Below are 22,944 nucleotides of genomic sequence, written 5' to 3'. Positions count from 1 at the left end.
CATGATGAGGCATAGATGGGAAGAGAGTGCAGTTTGGTTCATAAGGTTTTTTGGGGAACATCGGTCTTGTACTGGCTGCTGGGCATGCACTTTTTCATGCACAACCCGGGCGGGGCCGGGCTCTATCTGCCCTTCAACGCCTGGGGCTGGATATTCGCGAGCCTGGTGATGGCGCTGGGACTGTGGCAGGTCACTCTCTGCCAGCGGCTGGTGGTCTCGCCTTTGCTGACGGTCCTGTGGCTGGGGGCTTTGCTGCTGTTGTTGCCCATGGCCTATCCGGGCTTCGAGCTCAAGGACTATGCCATCCCCCGCCTGTTGGGGCTGTTTGCCGGTCTGCTGTTTCTCGCTTGTCTCTATCAATGGCGACTGGACCGTCAGATGCGGGCTCGCTTGCTCTACCTGCTGCTGGGGGCGGTAGCCATAGAGGCGCTGCTCGGCCTGGTACAGTACTACCTGCTGGTACCGGGCAACTGGATAGGCTACGACACCCGGACCAATCGCCCTTACGGCATCTTCCAGCAACCCAACGTGATGGCGAGCTTTATGGCGACCGGGCTTGCCTTGGCGATCTGGCTGGAGCTGCGGGGGCTGGCCAACGGCTGGCTGCGGGGACTGCGCTATGGCGTGATCCTGGCAGCCAGCCTGCTGTTGGTGGTGCTGCAGTCGCGGGTGGGGCAGCTTGGCGGGCTGTTGGCCTTGCTCCTGCTCGCGCCGCAGCTCTATCGCCAGCGGCAGCTGGGCCGGGTGTTGGGGTTGATTGGGCTGGGCATAGCGCTCGGGCTGGCATCCCAGTACTGGATGGCGGGGGCCAGGCGGGGGTTGGAGATATATCAGTCCGGCGGCATGAGATCCATCTACTGGCCCTATGCCGCCAAGTTGATTGCCGAGGCGCCCTGGACCGGCTGGGGCTATGGCAGTTTCGAGTCCGTGTTCCTCCAGCATTACATGGCGGACAAGGCGCTCAATCCCGCCATGGTGCAGATCGAGTACAACCTGGATCACCCCCACAACGAGTTTCTCTACTGGGCGGTGGAAGGTGGGCTTGCCCCCATGCTCGGCATGGCGCTGATGGGCGGGGCTCTGCTGTGGCGACTGGGTAGGGCTGGCTGGGTGAAGGGGGCAGCCTTGCTGGCGCTGGTGATCCCCATACTGCTGCACACCCAGACCGAGTATCCCTTCTACCACGCCATCGCCCTGTGGTGGGCGCTGCTGCTGCTCATCCATGTGCTGGATGCGGAAGTGGAGGAGGGGGGAACGGCTGGCCACGCCAACTGGCGGGAGTATGTCTACCGCCCCTGGCTCTTGCTGCGTTTCCTGGCCATTGGCATTCCCCTGATCGTCGTCCCCTTCATGCTGACGGCTCTGCATACCGCCTGGGTGGTGACCAAGTATGAGCGCGGCGGCTACAAGCATCCTGCGTTGCTGCTCGACATCGTCAACCCCATGGCCTGGCTGACCCGGGTGGAGTTCGACGTCAACGCGGTGCGCCTGATGGTGGGCTTGCAGGCCAACAACAAGTCAGAGCTGGAAGCCTATCTCGACTGGGGGCAGGCGTTCGTGCGTCATACCCCCAGGGCCAACATCTACGCCAACATGGTGATTGCCCTCAATGCGCTGGGGCGGACCGAGGAGGCCGACCGCCTGCGCACCCAGGCGCTGATGCTCTATCCGGGTGAGCCCTTGCTCACCGCCTCGGCGGCCAATTCGGTCGCCGCTACCCTGGAGCCCAAGCCCTCCTCATGAGCGGGCCGGGCACCGCTTTCCCTTCTCCCATCACGGCCGCCTTGCGGCCGTGATCATTTCCACCTCAGGCAAGCTCACAGTCAGGATCGGCGGTGTAGTCTCCCGAATGGGGATGGCGGGGCCGCGCAGGTGCGGTGCCGGCGCCATCGGGTCTCAGTCGTCATCGGAGTCGACATAGTGAAGAAGATTGCATTCATGGTTACCAGCCTGCTCATTCTGATGGGCACACCGGCCCTAGCAGGCACCAGCGCCCAGGTGGAATACGGCACCGTGCAAGAGAGCCGCATCCTGACCCAAGAGGCGGCGCCCCAGCAGGGCGGAACCCGGCCACTTCGCACCATAGGGGCCGCGGCCCTGGGGGCGGCCGTCGGCAGCCAATTTGGTGGTGGCTCGGGTCAGACAGTCGCGACCACAGTGGGGGCAGTGGCGGGGGCCGAGGCTTCCCGTCGCCGTCAGGGCAACCAGCAGAGCGTGCAGGGCAAGCAGACGGTCGAGTTGCTGATCAAGACCGAGGCGGGAAAACTGCTCAACGTCGTGCAGGATCAGGATCCCGCGCTCACGTTCAACAAGGGGGACAAGGTGCGCATCCTGACCACGGGAACCGATACCCGGGTCGACAAGTCCGTCTAGGGGGCTGCCTGGCGGTATGATGTCCGGGGGCTAGCCCCCTGGTTGCGGCCGGATTGTACGATGTTTCATCAAGGGTTTCATCGGCTCGCAAAAATGCGGTTCAGTGCTGGACGGCGAGAGCGCCTTGGCTAAGATAACCGTCTTAACGTCTTGTTTGGCAAGGGAGTATGAAATGGAGATAGTACTAGGCCCATTAGAGGCTCGCGTGATCGGCTGCCTGATAGAGAAAGAGATCTGCACGCCGGATCAGTACCCTCTCTCTCTCAATGCACTGGTCAATGCCTGCAACCAGAAGAGCAACCGCGAACCCGTGCTCGAGCTCGCCGAGCTGGATATCCGCGCCGTCATCGACGAACTGATCCGCCGCCGTCTGGTGGTCAACACCGCCGGCTTCAATGCCCGGGTGCCCCGCTATCAGCACCGTTTCTGCAACACCGAGTTCGGTGAACTGAAGTTCAGCGCCCAGGAGCTCGGCATTATCTGCGAGCTCTTGCTGCGGGGCCCCCAGACCCCGGGGGAGCTGCGCTCGCGCACCAACCGGCTGTGCAGCTTCGACGATGTGACCGAGGTGGATGCGGTGCTGGCCGCGCTGGTCGAGCGGGGCCCCTATGTGGTCAAGCTGCCCCGGGAGCCGGGCAAGCGGGAATCCCGCTATGCCCACCTGTTTGGTGGCGAAATCGATCTGGAAGCCCTGGCCGAGGCCGCCCCCGCCAGCAGCTATGCCTCTCCTGCCGCCGATCGCCTGAGCCAGCTGGAAGAGGAGGTTGAGCGCCTCAAGTCGCAGTTGCAGGCCCTTGAGGCCCGTCTGGCGCACCTGGAAGGCTGAATCCAGCGAGTTTGCTTACCCCATCAAGAGGCGCTGCGGCGCCTTTTTTCATGCCCCGTTGGCCGCCCGCAGAGCGCCTCGCAGAGGATGGTCCGCCGGCCCCCTGTCCCCGCTTTTATGAGCCTGGCCGCTTTTTTTGTACTAATTCGCGGTTAAGGGTCGAGCCGCCGCCGCTTTCCCGTTAAAATTCCGCCTTTGCACCTGCCCGCGAGTTCTGATGTCAGCCTTCACCCTCTCTTCGGATTGCCATGCCCTGCTCAGCGAGCTGCAACTGCAGCGCGCCGCCAGTACCCGTTATTTGCAAGAGACGCTGTACGCGCAGCGCTCGCCCGGGCAGGCGCTGACGGACGCGCTGAACCAGTTGCAACAACAGGGACTGATACGGCTGCGCAACGAGCAGCAGTGGAGCCTGACGGCGGAGGGCACCCTGACCCTGATCCTGGCGGTGCGGGGAGGGGCCTGCCCCATGCCGGACTGGACCCGGGTCCCCTCGGTCACGGGTCAGGAGATGGCGCAAGGGGTGGTGCGCGAACTCTGCCTGGGGGAGGCGGGGCAGATCCCCGCTTACTACCAGAGCGCGGATCTCTTGAGCCTGCTGGACCTGCCCGATGCCCACCGCCTGCTGCCGGGCTCAAGCCTCGCCTGGCAACAACTGTTGCTGGAACACTTAGCCCTGCAGACCCTGCTCGACGCCGAGCCTGAAGCGCACTGGCCGCTGGCGTCCGTGACCGCGGCCTGCGCCCCTGCGCTGGCAAGCCGGCTCGAGGCGCTGGCCAGCGAGTGGGAGTGGCTCTGCGGCCCGCTGGCCGGCGAGGTGACCACTCACTGGCCGGCCCTGCAACAACTGGCCGAGCGGGGGGATGAACAGCCCCTGGCGGAGCGGCTACTCGGCGCGCTGGGACAGTGGCAGGCCGCGGCGGCGCAAGAGCCCTGGCCCAGGATGTTCAGCGCCCTGCTCTGGCTTGGCTGGCTGCAGCAGGCCGATCCCGTGCTCGCCAGCGAGCAGCGCAAGAAGTGGCAGCGCAGCCTTGGCAACCATTTCCCCCTGCTTTCGGATCTGCTGGGACAGTGGGCCGGTGATCGCCACGGTCAGGCGATAGGCCTGTTCGATACCCTGCAACTGCCGCTGGAGGAGCTCCACTGGGGCTACCTCTGGCTGGATCTCTGCGCCCTCGCGCGCCACGGCGAGCAGAGCCCCCAGGTGGCCATACTGCACAAGTGGGATCTCTCCCATGTGCTGGAGGCCGAGCCCCGTCATCGCCTGATGGCCTTCTGCCAGGATCTGTTGCGCCTCTTGCTGGGAGAGGGGGCCGAGCGTCCCCCGTTGCAGCAACTGCGTGCCACCCCAGCCCCCGAGGCGGCCAGCGACGTAGAGGATGAGGACAAGACCCCCGCCTCGGCCAGCTGGCTCAACTGGCTGCAGGGGCTGGGGCGCTCCAGCGGCGTGCGCAAGGCGCAGGAGCGGCTGGTATGGTTGCTCCATGCGGAAGGGCCCGAGCTCGAGTGCAAGATCCAGAAGCAGAGCACCAAGGGGGAGTGGACCGCCGGGCGCCGGGTCGATCCTGCCCTGCTCTCCACCCAGTATGCCGCCCTGCTAGACGAGGCGGACTGGGCTCTGGTGCGCACCCTGCCACGGGGCATGAGCAAGCTGCCGCGGGACGCCTGGGCCCCTCTGGCCAGCCATCCGCGCCTGTTCAACGCCAAGGGGCAGAAGCTGCAACTGGCCATCAGCGCCCCCTTGCTGCAGGTGGTCGCCACCGAGCAGGGCATGAGCGCCGTCTTGAGCCCGGCCGCTGCGGCGCGAGGGGCGCACATAGTGCCGCTGGCCCAGGATCTTTGGCAGCTCATCCTGACCCCGCAGGCCCTGCTGGACAGACTGCCTGCGCTGGAATCCATTCCGCTGCTGCCAGCGGACGGGCTCGCCGAGCTGCAACGCACCCTGGACGCCATTCCCGAGCTGCCCTGGCACAGCCAGGTCGAGGGGCTCAGTGGCAATGCCGAGTTGACCCCCTGGCCCGGAGTGCCCTCGGTCCAGCTGGACTGGCAGGATGGTCAGCTGCTGGTCCAGCTGGTGACCCGGGAGGGGGAGCTGCCGCCATTGCCCCTTGGCAAGGGGGAGGCCATAGTGCGCCAGGGCGTCAGGGACTATCACTACTGGCAACGGGATCTGGCTGCCGAGAAGGCCGAGGCCCAGTTGCTGCGCAACCAGCTGCCCATAGGTCTGCCGGGCAACGAATGGAAGCTGGACGGTGAGCAGGCACTGACCCTGGTCAATGCGCTGCCCGAGCTGGTGGACGCCGGAGTGGTCGTTCACTGGCATCAGGACAGCGCCCGTCTCAAGAGCCTCGACGAGGCGGCCCTGAGCCTGCGCATCGAGCGTCGCCAGGACTGGTTCCAGGTGGAGGGGGCACTGGCGCTGGACGAACACCAGATCCTCGACTTGCGCCTCATCCTGCGCCAGCTGACCCCGGGTCAGCGCACCGTTCAGCTCGACGAGAAGACCAGCCTGATGCTGAGCGACAAGCTGGTGGAGCGCCTCACCATGCTGGGGGCCATGCTGGACACCGAGCAGCGCATCAACAACAAGCTGGCCTACCCCCTGGCTCGCCTGCTGTCGGCGGTGACCACGGCCGGGGATGATGCCTGGCACTCCCTGCAGCAGGAGTGGCAGCAGGAGGTGGAGTGTGCCCCCGAGCTCTTGACGGCTCTGCGGGACTATCAGAAGGACGGGGTGCGCTGGATGGCGACCCTGGCCCACCATGGCTTTGGCGCCTGTCTCGCCGATGACATGGGCCTTGGCAAGACGCTGCAGGCGCTCATGGTGCTGCGCATGCGCCAGCACCTCGGCCCAGCCCTGGTGGTGGTGCCCAAGTCCGTGGTCACCAACTGGCAGGAGGAGGTGACCCGGTTCGCCCCCGAGCTGGAGGTGGTGGTGTTCGAGAATCCCGCCGAGCGGGAGACCCTGATCCAGGAGGCCAAGGCGGGCCAGATCATCCTGGTCAACTACGGCATGCTCGGCAGCCTGGCCCAGTCCCTCAAGTCCCGCCGCTGGGCGAGCATGGTGCTGGACGAGGCGCAGCAGATCAAGAATGCCGGCACCCAGCGTGCCAAGCTGCTGTTCCAGCTCGAGGGGGATTTTCGCCTGGCCCTCTCCGGCACCCCCATCGAGAACCACCTGGGGGAGCTGTGGAGCCTGTTCACCTTCATCAACCCGGGCCTGCTCGGCAGCCTCGGCGAGTTCAAGCGCCGCTTCGGCAAGGCGGTGAAGGATCCCCAGCACATGGCGCTGCTGCGGGCGGTGATCAGCCCCTTCATCCTGCGCCGCCTCAAGCAGCAGGTGCTGACCGAGCTGCCGGACAAGACCGAGATCATCCACCATATCAGCCTCTCCCCCGAAGAGCGTCAGCTCTACGAGGCGACCAGGCGCGAGGTGGTGCAGCAGGTGCAAAGCGCCGATGGCCGCGCCCTGATGCACGTGCTGAGCGGCCTGACCCGCTTGCGGCGGCTCTGCTGCTCCCCCGAGCTGGTGATGCCGGAGTGGTCCCAGACCAGCAGCAAGCTGGACGAGGCCATGGCGCTCCTGGAGGAAGCCATAGATGGCGGCCACCGGGTGCTGGTGTTCAGCCAGTTCGTCGATCTGCTGAGCCTGTTGCGAGCCCGCATCGAGCTCAAAAAATGGGACTACTGCTATCTGGACGGGGGCTGCTCCGCCAAGTCCCGCCAGGAGTCCATACTGCGTTTTCGTCATGAACCGGTTCCTCTGTTCCTCATCAGCCTCAAGGCGGGGGGCACAGGCCTCAACCTGACCCAGGCCGATACAGTGTTGCACCTGGATCCCTGGTGGAACCCGGCGGTGGAGGATCAGGCGAGCGATCGGGCGCACCGCATGGGCCAGACCCAGCCGGTGACAGTCTATCGACTGGTGTGCGAGCAGACGGTGGAGGAGAAGATAGTGGCGCTGCACGACGAGAAGCGGGCCCTGGCCGATGGCCTGCTGAGCGGCCAGTCCGAGGTGCGTGGCCTGGACGTGGAGAGCCTGCGCGCCCTGCTGATGAGCTAGGAGCGGTGCTGCCTGCCTGGGTGCGAGAGGGGGATGGTCCTGGTGACCATCCCCCTTCTCTGTTTCAGGGGCTCATTGCCCGCGTCTGGGGCCCCTCTCATGGGTCTGATTAAGAGGCGCTAGCCCTGATAGCGATAGAGGTGCAGCCGCTCTATGATGGCCTCGCCGCCAATCTTGCGATCCCGCCGCGCCTGGCGCAGCTTGGGCGGATAGTGGCCGAGGTGGGTGACGCTGGGCGGGTTGTCCGAGCAGAGCAGCAGGGGCAGGCTCGCCTTGAGCTGCTGCTTGCGCGGCTCCCTGTCCAGCCAGAGCAGGTTGATCATGGGGTGGGTCTTGACCGGTCGGCGGATCCGCAGCTGCGCATCCGCCGGCAGGCGGCGAATGTCATACACCTCCTGATCCACCATCTTGCTCCACTCCTCGTTGCTGGAGAGCGCCGGTACATAGCGGCGGCTGCGCTCCAGCATCTCCAGCACCTGCTCGCGGCTGAGCCGGCTGATGCTCTGCTTGTCGGCCCAGGTGAAACCGAGGGAATGCAGCTCTCCGGTGAGCAGGGTCAGCTTGCGATAGACCTGCAGGGTGATGACCCCGGGCAGTGCGCTGTGCACCAGCTCGAACTTCTCGTCTCGCCCGCCGGCGGCCTGCACCAGGGCCTTGAAGGCGAGCTTGTGGCCGTTGATCTCGTCGAGCAGCGGGTGCAGCAAGGGGGCGCTGGCGGCGGGGAAGCGCAACCAGCCAGGCAGGCGGTGAGTCGCCTTGGTGGAGCAGCCGGGGCGGGCGCTGTGATCCTGAAAGGCCGTCACGGCCGCGGCCAGTGCCGCCTCGCCCGAGAGATAACCTACCTCGATGGCCTCGATAGGGTCATGCTCTTCCCCCTGCGGCACGGCGGGCAGGGGATAGACATGGGCCTCCAGCAACTCGAGCTGGCCGAGCAGTCTGGCGAGACGGGCAAGGGCGTCTTCCAGCGCGTCCATCTGTTGACGCAGGGCGGCGGTGGGGGTAAAGGTGTCCATCGGCATATCCTGTGTGTTTCCCCAATCCGTCGCCCTAAAGGTGGCGATCAGGGGGCATGATTAAACCACTGTATAAATAACCATACCAGCATGACGGGAAGGCGCCAAGTGTCGCCTTTCAAGCGCGGTGCAAGGGCGGCTGCCGTGGCCGCCTTTCGGGAGTTGCCTGTCTGTATCATCCTGTTAAATAACGATCTTTAAGTGATCCAATGGTTAACAATTGGCGGTGCGGCAGGGGTGGCAGCGTCCTGTCTCGAACTCGGGCTCTGCATAGCTAACGTGGGAAACTGCATAGTTAGAAGCCGATGGGGCAGGAGAAAATGCTGCACGGCTGGGAGGGGGAATCTCTGGCTAATATTTCACATATAAATCAATAATTTGTATTTTGCCCCATGGCGAGATCAGCCATTACTTTTACTAATCTCATGTATCAAAATTCGTCAATTGAGGCACCTCCTCGTCCTGACTAAGCTTTGCGCATCAAATCCGAGCCTTGCGCAGAACTAGAGAGAGGAGCCATATCATGGCCAACATGACTTATACCGAAGCCGGTTACCAGGATTCCAGCGAATCGAATCTGGTTGCTCGCGTCAAGATGACCGTCCTGACCTGGCTGGAACGCAGCCGCAGCCGTCGCCAGCTCTCCGAGCTGCCCGCCTACCTGCTCAAGGACATTGGTCTGAACGAAGCTGACCGCTATCAAGAGACCACCAAGCCGTTCTGGCGTGGTTGATATACCGGGCATGGATGCCTCGTTTTCTTGCTGATCTGAACTGCTCTGCCTGATGTTGTTCGCCCTCAAACGGGCCTGACTTTTTCCCTGTTGCCGCTTCCTGTCATTTCCCCTTGTCTGTTTTTCCTTCTGTTTGCCCCCTGCGGCATGAGTTGTCATCATCCCTCGCCAACTTTGTATCCTTACTGTTTGAATTTGTTTAAAAATTGATTTTAAGCCCGCCTGCCTTGCGTATAATCCGGCCATAGCATTCCAGACAAGAGGGTGAGATGGATGATTCCCCAGCATGACTTTTTGGCCCTGACCCGCCGCCACGAGTGGCAGCTCGAGCCCTTTGCCTTCGACCTGGCCAACGGCACCCGGGTGAGCGTGTGGGACACCGGCGTGCTCTGCCTGGAGCCCGTGGGTGAGTCTCCTGGCGGGCGCAAGGACATAGTGCTCTCCTGCGGCATTCACGGTAACGAGACAGCCCCCATCGAGATCTGCAACCAGCTGCTGACCCGGCTGCTCGGCGGGGAGCTTCAGGCCCGCCACCGGGTGCTCTTCCTCTTTGGCAACCCGGCCGCCATGAATCAGGGGGCGCGCGAGGTGGAGGAGAACATGAACCGGCTCTTCTCTGGAGCCCACAGCAAGGGGGAGGGGCTGTGCAACAGGGAGCGCATTCGCGCCATGCGCCTGGAGCAGTATGTGAGCCGCTTCTTCGCCGATCCCGCCCGGCCCCGTTATCACTACGATCTGCACACCGCCATTCGCGGCTCCCGCCACGAGAAGTTTGCGGTCTACCCCTTTCCTCACGAGCGGCCGCACTGCAAGGAGCAGGTGCAGTTCCTCGGGGCCTGCGGGGTGCGCACCATACTGCTCTCGAGCGGCCCGACCACCACCTTCAGCTATTACAGCTCGCACCAGCATGGCGCCCATGCCTTCACGGTGGAGCTCGGCAAGGTGCGCCCCTTTGGCGAGAACGACATGACCCGCTTCATCGAGGCGCGTCAGGCGTTGCAGGAGCTGGTGACTCAGGATGAGGTGGTGCTCGAGCCCTGGCGGGCAGATGACTTCACGATTTTTGCCATCGATCGGGTGATTAACAAGCAAACGGCCGCGTTTCGTTTCCTGTTTGCCAGCGATGTGGACAATTTCACCGAATTTCCCCAGGGGTTTGTGCTGGCGGAAGACGGGGATCGGCAGTACAGGGTAGAGAAAGCGCGGGAGGCGGTGGTCTTCCCCAATGCCAACGTGGCCATCGGCCAGCGGACCATGCTGCTGGTGGTGCCGACCCGTCTGTGGGAGTGATCTGAGCCTATATTTTCACGTCAACCCTGCGCCCCAGGCGGCGTGGCCAAGATGGACGTGATCCCGAACTCGCCCTGACAGGGAGCCCGAAAGGGCTCCCTTCTTCGTTTCTGCTCGCCGAAAATCTCATCTTCTTTCTGAAATTAAAGAAGTTTCTACTGGTCTTACCTGACTGAATCACCTTGTCCTTTGCTTAACATCTTATTTACATTCTAAGGGTCACCTCATGGTGGTGACGCTGACAACGGCAAGGAGCCAGTTATGACCCATGTCGACATCCCCTTCCTTCGTTACCTCGATGAGGAGGGGCGCCCGGTCGCGACACTGCCGACCTGGCTGGACAAGGCGATGCTGCACACCTTCTACCGCAACATGGTGATGGTGCGCAGTTACGACAAGAAAGCGATAGCACTGCAGCGAACCGGCAAGCTCGGCACCTTTCCCTCCCATCTGGGGGCTGAGGCGGTGGGAATCGGGGTCGGTCTCGCCATGCGGCCGGAGGATGTCTATGTGCCCTATTACAGGGACATGCCCACCCTCTATGTGCGGGGCGTGCCCATGGAGCAGAACCTGCAATATTGGGGCGGAGATGAACGAGGCAGTGTCTTCTACAAGGCCGATGGCGAGTTGTCGGAAGACTTGCCCATCTGCGTCCCCATCGCCACCCAGATCACCCATGCCGCCGGCATAGCGGCCGCCTTCAAGCTGCGCAACCAGCCCAGGGTCGCCGTGGTGACCATAGGCGATGGCGGCACTTCCAAGGGAGATTTTCTCGAGGGGCTCAACTGCGCCGGTGTCTGGCACCTCCCCATGGTGATGATCATCAACAACAACCAGTGGGCCATCTCGGTGCCGCGCAAGCTGCAGTCGAGCGCGCCTACTCTGGCCCAGAAGGGGATAGGGGCCGGAGTGCGCAGCCTGCAGGTCGATGGCAACGACGTGGTGGCCGTCTATGAGGCGACCCGCGCCGCCATGGAGCGGGCCCGCAGCGGCAAGGGGCCGACGCTTATCGAAGCCGTCAGCTACCGGCTCGGGGATCACACCACTGCCGACGATGCGACCCGCTATCGCGAGGCCGCCGAGGTGGAAGCCGCCTGGGCCAAGGAGCCGGTCAAGCGGCTACGCCAGTTCATGGCCGATCAGGGCTGGTGGGACGAGCATCAGGAGCAGGCGTTGCTGGCGGAGGCGAGCCGGGAGGTCGAGCGTGCCGTGGCCGCCTATGAAGGCATGGCACCCCAGGCGCCGGAAACCCTGCTCGATTACCAGTTTGCAGAGCTGCCGAGGGAGTACCGTGCCCAGCGTCAGCGCATCATCGCCAAGGGCATGCAGCAGCGCGGCGGGGAGACACACCATGAGTGACATGACACTGCGCGATGCGATTCACCTGACAATGCATCACGAGATGGTTCTGGGTCTGGGGAGGCTGCATGAGTGAAATAACGTTGCTCGAAGCGATCAATCTGGCGCTGCATCACGAGATGGAGCACGACCCCGACGTGGTGGTGCTGGGTGAGGATGTGGGGGTCAACGGCGGTGTGTTTCGCGCCACCGTGGGCCTGCGCGACAAGTTCGGCTTCAAGCGGGTGATAGACACGCCGCTGGCGGAGGGGTTGATCGCCGGGGTGGCGGTCGGCATGGCGACCCAGGGACTTAAACCCGTGGCCGAGTTCCAGTTCCAGGGCTTCATCTTCCCCGGCATGGAGCAGATCATCTGCCAGGCGGCGCGGATGCGCAACCGCACCCGTGGCCGGCTCTCCTGTCCCATCGTCTACCGCTCCCCCTATGGCGCCGGCATCCATTCGCCCGAGCACCACAGCGAGAGCGTCGAAGCCCTGTTTGCCCATATCCCGGGTCTGAGGGTGGTCATCCCCTCCAGCCCGAGACGGGCATATGGCCTGCTGCTCTCGGCCATTCGGGATCCGGATCCGGTTATGTTCTTCGAGCCGGATCGCATCTATCGCTCCATGAAATCGGATGTGGTGGATGACGGCGTCGGCCTGCCGCTGGATGTCTGCTTCACCCTGAGGCCCGGACGGGATCTCACCGTGGTCGCGTGGGGGGCCTGCATCCAGGAGGTGATGAGAGCCGCCGCACTGCTGGCGGAGCAGGATATCCAGTGCGAGGTGCTGGATCTCGCTACCATCAAGCCGCTGGACATGGAGAGTATCCTGACCTCGGTGCGCAAGACCGGGCGTCTGCTGGTGGTGCACGAGGCCTGTGGCAGCTTCGGGGTCGGTGCCGAAATCGTGGCGCGGGTCACCGAGGAGGCGTTGACCTCCCTCAAGGCGCCGCCAAGAAGGCTCACCGGGGTGGATGCCGCCGTTCCCTACTATCGCAACGAGGAGTATTACCTCATCACCGAGCAGGATATCGCGGATGCGGCTCACCAACTGATGGAGAACAAGTGGCTATGACGTTTTTCAACGGTTGGCGCCCAGGCGCCCGAGCAAGGAAGAGCCATGAAGTCGGTCAATCTTTGGTGATGTTCCCGCGGATGGAGAACTGGTCATGAAATTTTTCAAATTACCGGATCTGGGCGAAGGCTTGGCCGAGGCCGAGATAGTCGAATGGAAGGTCAGTGCCGGCGACACCGTGAGTGTCGATCAGGTGCTGCTGTCGGTGGAAACTGCCAAGGCACTGGTGGATGTGCCCTCGCCGGTGGCGGGGGTGATCGCCAGGCTGTGCGGCCAGGAGGGAGACATACTCCACATCGGCGCTCCCCTGGTGGAGTTCGAGGGGGGGGAGGACGACGGCACCGTGGTGGGCAAGGTCAGCGCCCATCAACAGCACATCGAGGATCACTTCGTAGTGGGTGCCATGGCGCCCGGTGGCGCCCTGGTGCAGGCCATGCCGGCGGTGCGTCTGTTGGCGCAAAAGCTGGGGCTGGACATCGACAGGCTCAAAGGCACTGGCAGTGCCGGCATGGTGACCGAGCAGGATGTGCAGGGCGCCTTCGAAGCGTTGCAGAGCAGCGGCAACGAGTTCCTCAAGGGCTCGCGCCGGGCCATGGCCAAGGCGATGGAACACTCCCATCAGACTGTGGTGCCGGTCAGCATCACCGACGAGGTGGACCTGCGTCACTGGCGGGCAGACGAAGACGTGACGGTGCGTCTCATCAAGGCCATCGGGGTGGCGTGTCGCGCCGAGCCCTCCATGAATGCCTGGTTTGACGGGGATACCCTGTCGAGACGGCTGTTCAAGGAGGTCAATGTGGCCATCGCGGTTGACTCCAAACACGGGCTCTATGTGCCGGTGATGGAGAACGTGGCCGAGCGGGAGAGGGCGGACATTCGGCACGGGCTGGATCGGATGATCGCCGATGTGAAGGCGCGCGCCGTGCCGCGGGAGATGCTGCAGGGGGCGACCATCACCCTCACCAACTTTGGCGCCATCGCAGGCCGTTTTGCCAGTCCTATCGTCACGCCACCCCAGGTGGCCATCATAGGGGCGGGCAAGCTGTTCGAAAAAGTGGTCTTCATCCATGGGGAGGCACGACCGGTCCGGGCACTGCCCTTGTCGATGACATTTGACCACAGAGCCTGTACCGGCGGGGAGGCGGCGCGCTTCCTCAAAGCCCTGGTTCAGGCACTGGAAGCGGCGGATGCGTAAGTGATTGCACCCTGCCCCTGGCAGGGTGCAAATTTGGTTGCGTAATCGACAAAGGCACGTATAATCTAAACCAGCTTGAAAGGGCGTTAGTTATGTCAATGAATATGATGTTTTGCATCTTTTCCTGTTGTTCATAAGTTAATCCCGTTTTTGAGCTTTATCCGCTGAAAAGCATAAGTAATTATTTTGAATACAGGTTAAAGATATGTCTAACATGATCACCGGTACCGTTAAGTTTTTCAACGAAACCAAAGGTTTTGGCTTCATCCAGCAAGAAAACGGCCCGGACGTTTTCGTTCACTTCAGCGCTATCAGCGGTAACGGTTTCCGTACCCTGGCTGAAGGTCAGCGCGTACAGTTCTCCGTGACCCAAGGTCAGAAAGGCCCGCAGGCTGAGAACGTAACTGCTCTGTAATTCTTACAGAATTTAAGAAAGCCGTGGTACCTCTGGTGCCACGGCTTTTTGTTTTATGGCATATTCATAAGTCACCTTTGCCAATGACCATCATCATGCTCCCATCACTCTTGTTGACCGTGGCGCTTGCCAATACTCCCGTGCCGGATCCCGCGGCAAACGAGGCCGTGACAGTGTGCCAGCAATTCGTGCAGGTCCGTTTGGGCAAGGCTGAGCAGCCCGAGGAGATCAAGGTGCAGCCTGTCCCGAAGCGGGCGGGGGAGTGGTTGATCGATGGCAAGGTAAAAGGACCCGAAGGTCCTTTGTTGTTTGCTTGTCTGCTGCGGCAGGGAAAGCGCTGGGAATTGCTCAACTTCTCGCTCTGGGCGCCGCAGGAACTCAATTCGGCTTGAGTGCCACCAGCAGGTGTTGAAGATGCTCCAGCATGGTCATGCCGAAGGGGGTCAGATAGCCGCCATCGACGGCACTGATCATGCCTTGTTGATGCAGGCGTTGCGCCGCGAGGCACAACTCTTCAGACATGTCGCTGCGTAACTTGATCCCCAGACTCATGTTTGCCGGATCAAAGCATGCCAGTATTTTCAGCTCATTCACAAAATCGTCAGAAACCTGGTCGATCCCACTCATGGATGCACTCCTTACGCTAAAGATGTATGCAAACTAGCATTCCCGGTTTGACTTTAGTGGGCGCTGGCTCAAAGTATTGGGCTTTGTCTGGGCCGGGGTTGCCCGAACGCTGCTTTTTTGGCCGGAAGCGTCACGCCACGGCTGGTTGGACGAGCAGAGTCCGCGTGCCGGCAAACATGGTAGAATAGCCTCTCTTTTATCCCCCTGGCCAGGTATGAACCCAGGTCTTCCAGCTCAAGGCGCGTCTCATGATCACTGTCACACTGGTATCTCTGCTGCACACCCTAGGTCCCCGCTTTCCTGTTTATGCACCTTCCTTGTTGCTCCCCTTGCTCGATGAGCATCAGGGGGATCTCTGGCTGCCATCCATCAAGGGGGCGGATGTCGCCGCCCTGCGCCAGCATGCCAAGGGGAGCGTGGTCCAGAGTCTGGCCCCTCTGGCGGCGGGGTGGTGCGATTTCGGGGCTGGCGGCCAGGATGAGACTCCCGAGCTGGACGCGCTGGCGAGTTACGACGAAGAGATGCTGGACAACCTGCTGATGTACTGGCACAGCCCTGGCAAGATCAACAGCCCGATCACCGATAACCTGTTCGAGCTGCGCCGTGGGGTGGTGGATGAAGCCCATGGCTCCAAGCTGGCGGTCGCCTGGGAGCAGCAGCAGCAGAGACGCTTCGAGCAGATCATGGCAGGGGCTTGGGCCGGTCGGGATCAGCTCTGCTTCGTGGAGGTGGAGTCCGCCTACTGGCTGCGCCAGCGTTTCTGCGAGACGGCGGAGATCACCCTGGTGACCCCGGTGCTGGGCTGAGATAGCCGAAACAGGAGTGACTGAGCACTCTTGCTGGACAAGGCGCCAGCAAGATGTGAACATGTCGCCCTTTATTGAATGAGAGACTTGACCAATGAGCTATGAACTTAGCGACACCGAGCGCAATGCCGCGCTGCAACTGAACGCCGACTACCGCTTTGATCACTTCATCAGCAAGCTGGTCGAGCACGAAGAGCTGTTTGTTCTGACCGACGAGCACGGCGTCATGATGCTGACCACCGAAGACGAAGACTGCATCCCGGTCTGGCCGCATCCGGAATACGCCAAGGCGTGGGCCGAAGGCGAGTGGGCAGATTGCAAGCCGCAGTCCATCACCCTCAAGGTGTGGCTGGATCGCTGGGTCGACGGCATGGAGCAGGACGAGCTCTGCGTGGCCGTGTTCCCGACCCCGGAGCAGGAAGGCATAGTGCTGGATCCGGCCGACGTGGCCGACGCCATCGCGCAAAAGCAGGCCAAGCGCGGCTAAGTCCCGCCCAGGCGCTGCTGCCACAAAAAAGACCCCGCCACAGTGCGGGGTCTTTTGTTTGTGTCGAGCCAGAGCGTGGAGAGGGCTCAGGGCTTTTGATAGCGGGTGTCGATCAGGGTGACGGGAGGGAAGGTCTTGCCCTGCTTGATGGCGGCTTTGGTCTCCGCTTTCAGCTCCTCGTCAATCCAGAGCAGGCCACCGAAGCTGTAGCCCGAGTTGGCGCCATCCAGGGGCCAGTAAAGCAGATCGCTCTGGGGGGTTGCCGGAATCTTGGGCAGTTTTATCCAGCGCCAGGCGCCTGCCCGGGTATAGGGGACCTGATAGGCAGGGACGAAGCTGGCCAGCTCATAGAGTCGCTGCTGGATTTGGCGTGAGAGTTCGGCCTTCTTGCCGAAGTCGAAGGCCTTGTCGTATTGCTCCACCAGGGCCGAGATGGCGTCGTCATCGAGGTTCATGATGTTGTTGGTCTGGGGCTTGTTGGCGTTGACCTTGTGGAAGTGCTCCCAGTAGGCGGGGTAACGGCCACTGCTCCAGGCCATCCAGGCGCTCTGATGCTTCTTCTCCAGCATGGATTTGAAGCCGGCGGAGGCATCCATCAGGTTCAGCTCCAGATTGAGACCCGCCTTCTTCGCCTCTTCCCGCAGCAGGGTCAGGCGCTGGGCATGCTCCGCCGTGGTGTAGGTGATGCTAAGGGAGAGGGGCTGGCCCCTGTCGTTTTGCAAGATGCCATCCGGCCCCGTCTTGGTGAAGCCCGCCTTGGCGAAGTAGTCTCGCGCGATCTTGGGATCGAAGGGGCGTGCCTTGATGTCGGTGTTGGTGAAGGCCCCCTGGCCCGAGCCGTAGCTGTTGAGGCGCTGGTAGTCTCCCCGCAGCAGGGTGGCGATCATCTTGTCGAGGGCGAGGGCGTACTGGATGCCGAGCCGCACATTGAGATCCTTGAGCAGCGGGTCTGCTGTGTTGAGGTAAAGCCCCATGGGGGACTGCGGGGTCTGGTTGTAGAACCAGAGCCGCTCGATATAGCCCTTCTCGAATTCGGCTGTCTTGCTCTTGTCGTGCCACCAGTTGGGCATGACCAGCGGGAAGCTGTCGAGATCGCCACGCAGGAAGTGCTGCCAGGCGATGTTCTGATCCCTGAGCACCTTGATCTCTATCCGGTCCGGGTTGAAGCGGTGCTGGAAGTAGCGCTCCCCGTCACCCCACCAATCCTTGACCCGGTTGAAGGTGACCGACTTGCCCTTCTTCAGCTCGCCAATCTGGTAGGCACCGGTGACCGGCAGCACCTTCCAGTTGTACTCCTTGACCCAGTTGGCCGTGAGCTGGATGGCATGGCTCGGCTCCGGGCTGAACGGCAGGGATTCCAGCAAATCCTCCCGGCTCTTCTCGGTGCCGCTGGTGATGGCGAGGGTGTGATCATCGAACCTAGTCACCTCGCTTATCTGGGTGCTGTAGTAGTTGTTGTACCAGGGGTCGCTTATCTCCTTGCTGCGCATCATCTTGAGGGTAAAGAGCCAGTCATCGGCGGTGACGGGCTGGCCGTCTGACCAGCGCGCCTTGGGATTTAGGCGAAAATAGAGGGTCTTGTGATCGGCGCCGAAAGCCCACTGGTTGGCCAGCATGGGGATGGGATTGCCGGTCACCGGATGGGTGGCGAGCAGGGGCAGATTGGTTTCACGAACGTAACCGGCGAAGCTGCCGTTGGAGTCGGGCCCGTACTTGCGCAAGGTGAGCGGGAAGCTCGACATGAAGTCACGGAAGGTGCCGCCCCGTTTGGCCTGTGGATCGGCATAGACGGGGTCTGTGTCGTTGCTCTCCCACTTGAGATCCGCCGGCAGGGTGACACTCCAGCCGAAGGCGCTCCAGCAGAGGGGGAGCATCACGGCCGCGACCCGCATGACACGCGGCAAAGTGGGGATGACCGAGGGTGAACTGTGCAGCATGTCCTTGCTCTCCTGATGGTTGGCGTCCTGCCGGGGTCAAGTTGTGAGGCCCGTGAGGGCCTGATCCATCATGGGAAGTTTCCCCATCGAGGTCAATGTTCGGCTTGTGCCTTGAACAGCCTCATTTTTCCGCCCAGCAGATGGACCACGAAGCCGAGCAGCACCAGGCCCGAGCCCAGCCACTGCAGGGTCGTGGGGTGCTCATCGAGCAGCAGGGCGGCCGCCACCATGCCGACGCAGGGCACCAGCAGGGAGAGTGGCGCCACCTGGGCCACTGGATAGCGCATCAGCAGCCGCCCCCAGAGGCCGTAGCCAAGCCAGGTGGCGACCAGGGACAGATAGAGCACGCACAAGAGCCCCTGCCAACTGAAGTTGAGCAGGCTGGTGGTAATGACATCGGGCCCCTCGAACAGCCAGGAGAGCGCGAAGAAGGGCAGTATGGGCACCAGGCCGCCCCAGGCGATGAGGCTGGGTAATGAGGTCTGATAGCGCAGCCCAATCTGGCGATTGATGACGTTGCCAAGGCCCCAGCAGGCGGCGGCGCACAGGGTCAGCACGAAGCCGAGCAGGGTCAGGTTGCCCTCGCCGTTGGTGGCGATGAGATAGAGGCCGGCCCCCGCCAGCGGCAGCGCCACCCAGTGGTGGGGCTGCCAGCGCTCCCCCAGCCAGATCATGGCGAACAGCAGGGTGAACACCACCTGGGATTGCAGCACCAGGGAGGCCATGCCCGCCGGCATGCCGAACTTCATGGCGCAGAACAGGAAGGCAAACTGCCCCAGGCTGATGGCACCGCCATAGGCCAGCAGCCAGCGCCAGGGCATGGCGGGTCTGGGCACCAGCAAGATGGCGGGGAAGACAACGCCGACGAAGCGCAGCGCTCCCAGCAGCAGCGGCGGTATGCCCTCCAGCCCCCATTTGATCGCCACGAAGTTGAGTCCCCAGCAGAGAATGACCAGGGCAGCCAGACACTTGTCCTTGGCTTGCATACAGCGTCCTTGTGTGAGAAGCAGAGCCATGAGATGGCGCCGGAAGGCAACGAGCATACCCTCGATGGGGTGGTCGGCGTCAAGCCGCAAGCGGGGTGGCGTGCGATCGCGCCGGGTGGTTCGGGAGGAGAGGGCGGCATGTCGGGGGAGGACTAAGCTAGTAGGAGAGCGCTCGATGTGACGGGCGGGTTTCTATGGCTGACTGGAGGTGTACCATGAGCGACCATACCCTGCTGCCCCATGGTGAGGATCTGCGCCGCGCCGTACGCTGGCTCAGCGAACACCATGAACACGACATCCGGGCCATCGAAGAGGCCTGCGTCCGCTTCGATCTCTCCCCGCTGGATGAGGAGTTCCTCCTCCGCTATTGCCGCGAGCAGGCACCTGAGTCCCAGGCTCGCTAGACGAAGTTGGCCAGGTTGATGCCAAACTCCTTGGGATCGACCGTGTTCTCTATGCTCTCCTGCCCCCCATTTCTGGCGAGATCCAGCCACTGCACTTCTAGGTAGTGGCGCTGGGTGGCGTGATAGATCACCTTGACCACCGGCTTGAGAGGCTGCTGTTCGTTGCGTTGCATCACGACCGCCAGCCGCTGGTTGGAGAGCTGCACCAGGGTGCCCACCGGATAGACCCCCATGCACTTGATGAACTTGGTGACCAGCTCGGCATCAAAGTGCTGATCGATGCCTTTGAGCAGGATGCGAAACGCCTGGGTCGGCTGCATCCCCTGCTTGTAGACCCTGTCTGCCGTCACCGCGTCGTAGACATCGACGATGCCGCTCATGCGGGTATAGAGGGAGAGCTGTTCCCCCTTGAGCCGCTGGGGATAGCCGGTGCCATCGAGGCGCTCGTGGTGGTTGGCGGCCACCTCCAGCATGGTGGGGGTGATGCCGGCGGTATTGCTGAGGATGTCGTAGCTGTGCACCACGTGCTGGCGCATCACGCCAAACTCCTCGTCGGTCAGCTTGCCCGGCTTGTTGAGCACCTCGTCCGGGGTCATGATCTTGCCCACGTCGTGGAGCAGGCCGCCCAGGGTCAGCTCCTTGAGCACGTTGCGCTCAAGCCCGAGATAACGGCCGAAGTTGGCGAGCAGTATGGCCACGTTCATGGAGTGTTCCATCAGGTAGGCATCCTTGGCCCGGATCCGCGCCAGACAGAGCATGGCGTCGCCATGGGTGAACATGGTGTCCACCATCTCCTCGGCGACCGCCGCCAGCGGGGTGATGTCGATGGGTTCCCCGGCCTTGAGGTGGCGAATGAACTTGCCCTGCAGCTCGCGCGCCTCCTGATAGAGACGGCGGATCTTGAGCTCGCGCCCTTCGCCACTGCCTGCGGGACGCGCCGAGCCGGCGCTGTGGGCCGGGCTCGGGGAGACGACCTGCTCTATCCCGGGCAGCTTGCTGCGGGCGAGATCCACCCTCACCGTCAGCACGCCGCGCCGGATCAGCGCATCCACCTGCTGACGGTTGGTCACCAGCCCCGTCTGGGCTATCTCCATGGCACCGGTCTGGCTGGCGATGGCTAGCACGTACATGCCAGGTTGCAACTGGTTGACGGGGATGACGGGATGAGGCTGAGTCGGCTTCATGGTGGCTTCCTGGGATTATTATTATGCGTGGTGTCGGCGCTCTGTCGGCAGTCTATCACTGGCACATCATGGCGTCAGGCGCCATCTGCCTAACTTCTCCCTTAGTGCTGGCGTTGTGGGGGCCGGCCTATATAATGACGCCCCTTGATAACGTTGGATTCCGAGGTTTTGTGCATGCGGCTCGATAAATTTCTTTGCGATTGCTCCGATTTGACCCGTTCCCAGGCGGGCAAGCTGATCCGTCAGGGGGAGGTGATGGTGGACGGTATCCTGGTCAAGCAGCCCGCCTTCCACATCAATGAGCAGAGCCTGATCGAGTTTGATGGCGTGACCTTGACCCTGAATCAGCAGAATCGCTACTTCATGCTGCACAAGCCGGAAGGCTACGTCTGCTCCAACGAGGACCCCGATCACGCCACCGTCTTCCACCTGCTGGATGAGCCCGCCATGGGCAAGCTGCACGTGGTGGGCCGGCTCGATCTTGACACCACAGGCCTGGTGCTGATCACCGACGATGGCAAGTGGTCCCACCGCATCACCTCGCCGCGCCACGAGTGTGCCAAGACCTATCACGTCTGGCTGGCCGACCCCGTGAGCGAAGAGGCCATCTCGCTGTTTGAAGATGGCGTCTACCTGCGCAACGAGACCGACAAGACCCGCCCCGCCCAGCTGGAGATCCTGGGGGAGTGCGAGGCCAGGCTGACCATTCACGAGGGCAAGTACCATCAGGTGAAGCGGATGTTTGCCGCCATCGGCAACAAGGTGATAGGGCTGCATCGGGAGCGGATCGGGGCGCTCGGCCTGGACGACGAGCTGGCACTGGGGGAATACCGGGAGCTGACCGCCGAGGAAGTGGCCCAGTTCTAATCACGCCATCCGACGGCGAACGTTCGCAATGATGTTACCGCGTCCGATGACGCCGCGACGCGGCTAATCGAACCTGCAGAACCAATTGAATTTTGTAGATTCGAATAGCGAAGCCTGTTCGGACGATCCTGAGGATTGGGCGTAGGTTGGCGCGAAGCTAAGCCCAACATCAACCCCCGACTTACCCCGCTCCCAACACCATGGCCGTGCCCAGGGTGGCCAGCAGGGCACCGGCCCAGGCGGGCAGGGCAGGGCGCATCCCTGAGTGCCACCACAGCAGGGGCAGCAGTATGACCGGGGTGGTGGAGGATAGGATGGCCACCATGCCCACGTCCCCCTGGCGCAGGGCAACCAGGATGAGCGTCATTCCGAGCGCCATCGCCAGGAAACCGTTGATGCCTATCATGCCCAGCACCTGGCGGTTGATGGGGTTGTGCGGCATGGCGAGCGGCACCCGCAGCACCCGCAAGGCACAGTGCGCCAGCAGGGCGCTCCCCATGCGGATGCCGGAGGCGCTCACCGCGTCCACGTTGCCAGCCATCATCACCGGCTTGGCGATGATGGCCCCCAGGCTCTGACACAGGGCCGCGGTCAGGCCAAGCGCGATGCCGACGGCGAGGTGGCCGCGCACCTGCTCCCACTCGTTGTGCTGTTGGGCCTGCTGCGGGTTGCCACGGCGGCCGAACAGGATGGCGAGCATGACCCCGGCCAGCACCAGCAAGGCCCCCACCAGACGCCAGCCACCGAGTTGTTCCCCAAACAGCCAGAGCCCGAGCAGGGCGGAGAAGAGCGCATGGCAGGAGAACAGCAAGCCACTGCGCCTGGGCCCCAGCCGGTTCATGCAGGCGAACAGGGCGGTGTCACCGACGAAGATGCCGATGAGCCCCGACAACGCCAGCAGGGGCAGGGCGCTCTCGGTGAGTGTCTGCCAGCCGCCCGTGACCAGGCTGGCGCTGGCCAGCATCAGGCTGACCAGAAACATCCGCCAGCGGCTGTAGGCAAAGGCCCCCAGATGGCGCGCCGGTTTGACGGAAATCAGGGCTGCGACTGCCCATAAACTGGCGGCAGCCAGCGCCAGCCACTCATACCCCATAAAGACCCCTGAAACGGTAAAAATCAGCCGGGCTGATGCCAGTATCGAGCGCCATGGCGGCCTGACTGACCTTCATGCGAGGCGAGTCGAGGGGGCCCTCAGGCGATCTTGCGCACCCATGGCTGATATTTGGGAAAAATCCCCTGAAAAAAATAGCCCGAAAGACTCCATCTGCCGGGCAAGCCCGATACAATACGGGGCGTCTTCGGGGATAACAAGCGCGGCATCATGCAT

General features: G+C 62.8%; 21 protein-coding genes. 15 read left to right on the top strand and 6 right to left on the bottom strand.

The window, feature by feature from the left end; translation table 11 throughout:
* The first annotated feature begins 15 nt into the window (after positions 1-15).
* The 4 genes from OC537_RS09195 (at position 16) to OC537_RS09180 (ending at position 7,259) form a co-directional block, all read left to right on the top strand.
* The gene (locus OC537_RS09195) at positions 16-1,743 is read left to right on the top strand and encodes a PglL family O-oligosaccharyltransferase (protein ID WP_262110839.1); all 1,728 of its coding nucleotides are present in this window, start codon (positions 16-18) and stop codon (positions 1,741-1,743) included.
* 177 nt (positions 1,744-1,920) lie between these two features.
* Positions 1,921-2,373, top strand: a complete 453-nt coding sequence (locus OC537_RS09190; RefSeq protein WP_139744481.1) for a glycine zipper 2TM domain-containing protein — start codon at positions 1,921-1,923, stop codon at positions 2,371-2,373.
* A 172-nt stretch (positions 2,374-2,545) separates the two neighbouring features.
* A complete protein-coding gene (locus tag OC537_RS09185) occupies positions 2,546-3,199 on the top strand; it encodes a YceH family protein (RefSeq protein WP_042649459.1) in 654 nt (217 codons plus the stop codon).
* Between the two features lie 217 nt (positions 3,200-3,416).
* A complete protein-coding gene (locus OC537_RS09180) occupies positions 3,417-7,259 on the top strand; it encodes a DEAD/DEAH box helicase (RefSeq protein WP_262110838.1) in 3,843 nt (1,280 codons plus the stop codon).
* Positions 7,260-7,378: 119 nt separating this feature from the next.
* Here OC537_RS09180 and OC537_RS09175 read toward each other — a convergent pair whose 3' ends face one another.
* Positions 7,379-8,272 carry a DNA replication terminus site-binding protein gene (locus tag OC537_RS09175; RefSeq protein ID WP_262110837.1) on the bottom strand — a complete coding sequence of 298 codons (894 nt, stop codon included), beginning with the start codon at positions 8,270-8,272 and terminating at the stop codon, positions 7,379-7,381.
* Between the two features lie 523 nt (positions 8,273-8,795).
* Between OC537_RS09175 and OC537_RS09170 the strand changes: the two genes are divergently transcribed.
* From OC537_RS09170 to OC537_RS09140, 7 genes are all read left to right on the top strand, one after another.
* A complete protein-coding gene (locus tag OC537_RS09170; protein WP_005331430.1) occupies positions 8,796-9,005 on the top strand; it encodes a DUF1127 domain-containing protein in 210 nt (69 codons plus the stop codon).
* Between the two features lie 273 nt (positions 9,006-9,278).
* Entirely contained in the window at positions 9,279-10,295 is a 1,017-nt protein-coding gene (astE, locus tag OC537_RS09165; RefSeq protein ID WP_234569732.1) for a succinylglutamate desuccinylase, read from the top strand.
* Between the two features lie 261 nt (positions 10,296-10,556).
* Entirely contained in the window at positions 10,557-11,654 is a 1,098-nt protein-coding gene (gene pdhA / locus OC537_RS09160) for a pyruvate dehydrogenase (acetyl-transferring) E1 component subunit alpha (RefSeq protein WP_106886345.1), read from the top strand.
* 68 nt (positions 11,655-11,722) lie between these two features.
* Positions 11,723-12,709, top strand: coding sequence for an alpha-ketoacid dehydrogenase subunit beta (locus OC537_RS09155; RefSeq protein WP_106886346.1), 987 nt, complete (start codon positions 11,723-11,725; stop codon positions 12,707-12,709).
* 94 nt (positions 12,710-12,803) lie between these two features.
* Positions 12,804-13,904, top strand: coding sequence for a dihydrolipoamide acetyltransferase family protein (locus tag OC537_RS09150; protein ID WP_106886347.1), 1,101 nt, complete (start codon positions 12,804-12,806; stop codon positions 13,902-13,904).
* A 205-nt stretch (positions 13,905-14,109) separates the two neighbouring features.
* A complete protein-coding gene (locus OC537_RS09145) occupies positions 14,110-14,319 on the top strand; it encodes a cold-shock protein (protein ID WP_005331438.1) in 210 nt (69 codons plus the stop codon).
* Between the two features lie 95 nt (positions 14,320-14,414).
* Positions 14,415-14,711: a hypothetical protein gene (locus tag OC537_RS09140; RefSeq protein ID WP_262110836.1), complete on the top strand. Its 297-nt coding sequence runs from the start codon at positions 14,415-14,417 to the stop codon at positions 14,709-14,711.
* Here OC537_RS09140 and OC537_RS09135 read toward each other — a convergent pair.
* Positions 14,698-14,946 carry a TIGR02647 family protein gene (locus tag OC537_RS09135; RefSeq protein ID WP_025327553.1) on the bottom strand — a complete coding sequence of 83 codons (249 nt, stop codon included), beginning with the start codon at positions 14,944-14,946 and terminating at the stop codon, positions 14,698-14,700. The two genes, OC537_RS09140 and OC537_RS09135, sit on opposite strands and share 14 nt — an antisense overlap.
* 248 nt (positions 14,947-15,194) lie before the next feature.
* On the opposite strand from OC537_RS09135, the gene OC537_RS09130 reads away from it, so the two are divergent.
* Together OC537_RS09130 and OC537_RS09125 are read left to right on the top strand one after the other, a co-directional pair.
* On the top strand, positions 15,195-15,752 hold the full coding sequence (locus tag OC537_RS09130) for a hypothetical protein (RefSeq protein WP_262110835.1): 558 nt from the start codon (positions 15,195-15,197) through the stop codon (positions 15,750-15,752).
* A 94-nt stretch (positions 15,753-15,846) separates the two neighbouring features.
* Positions 15,847-16,239 carry a DUF2750 domain-containing protein gene (locus OC537_RS09125; protein WP_005331447.1) on the top strand — a complete coding sequence of 131 codons (393 nt, stop codon included), beginning with the start codon at positions 15,847-15,849 and terminating at the stop codon, positions 16,237-16,239.
* A gap of 86 nt (positions 16,240-16,325) precedes the next feature.
* On the opposite strand, the gene OC537_RS09120 is transcribed toward OC537_RS09125, so the two are convergent.
* Both OC537_RS09120 and OC537_RS09115 read right to left on the bottom strand, forming a co-directional pair.
* Positions 16,326-18,131: an extracellular solute-binding protein gene (locus tag OC537_RS09120; protein ID WP_410050472.1), complete on the bottom strand. Its 1,806-nt coding sequence runs from the start codon at positions 18,129-18,131 to the stop codon at positions 16,326-16,328.
* A 137-nt stretch (positions 18,132-18,268) separates the two neighbouring features.
* The gene (locus tag OC537_RS09115) at positions 18,269-19,162 is read right to left on the bottom strand and encodes an EamA family transporter (RefSeq protein WP_163153923.1); all 894 of its coding nucleotides are present in this window, start codon (positions 19,160-19,162) and stop codon (positions 18,269-18,271) included.
* Between the two features lie 215 nt (positions 19,163-19,377).
* Here OC537_RS09115 and OC537_RS09110 point away from each other — a divergent pair, with 215 nt between their 5' ends.
* The gene (locus OC537_RS09110) at positions 19,378-19,566 is read left to right on the top strand and encodes a hypothetical protein (protein WP_005331455.1); all 189 of its coding nucleotides are present in this window, start codon (positions 19,378-19,380) and stop codon (positions 19,564-19,566) included.
* Here the strand turns inward: OC537_RS09110 and OC537_RS09105 are convergent.
* Positions 19,563-20,750, bottom strand: a complete 1,188-nt coding sequence (locus OC537_RS09105) for an HD-GYP domain-containing protein (RefSeq protein WP_163135163.1) — start codon at positions 20,748-20,750, stop codon at positions 19,563-19,565. The genes OC537_RS09110 and OC537_RS09105 overlap by 4 nt on opposite strands.
* A 174-nt stretch (positions 20,751-20,924) precedes the next feature.
* Between OC537_RS09105 and rsuA the strand changes: the two genes are divergently transcribed.
* Entirely contained in the window at positions 20,925-21,617 is a 693-nt protein-coding gene (gene rsuA / locus OC537_RS09100) for a 16S rRNA pseudouridine(516) synthase RsuA (protein WP_262110833.1), read from the top strand.
* Between the two features lie 181 nt (positions 21,618-21,798).
* On the opposite strand, the gene OC537_RS09095 is transcribed toward rsuA, so the two are convergent.
* Positions 21,799-22,710, bottom strand: coding sequence for a DMT family transporter (locus OC537_RS09095; protein ID WP_139744494.1), 912 nt, complete (start codon positions 22,708-22,710; stop codon positions 21,799-21,801).
* Between the last annotated feature and the right edge of the window lie 234 nt (positions 22,711-22,944).

Source organism: Aeromonas sp. Marseille-Q5825 (assembly GCF_946892685.1).
GTDB lineage: Bacteria > Pseudomonadota > Gammaproteobacteria > Enterobacterales > Aeromonadaceae > Aeromonas > Aeromonas rivipollensis.
The sequence above is the reverse complement of the archived record's forward strand: the minus strand, read 5'-3'. Positions and strand labels throughout refer to the sequence as shown.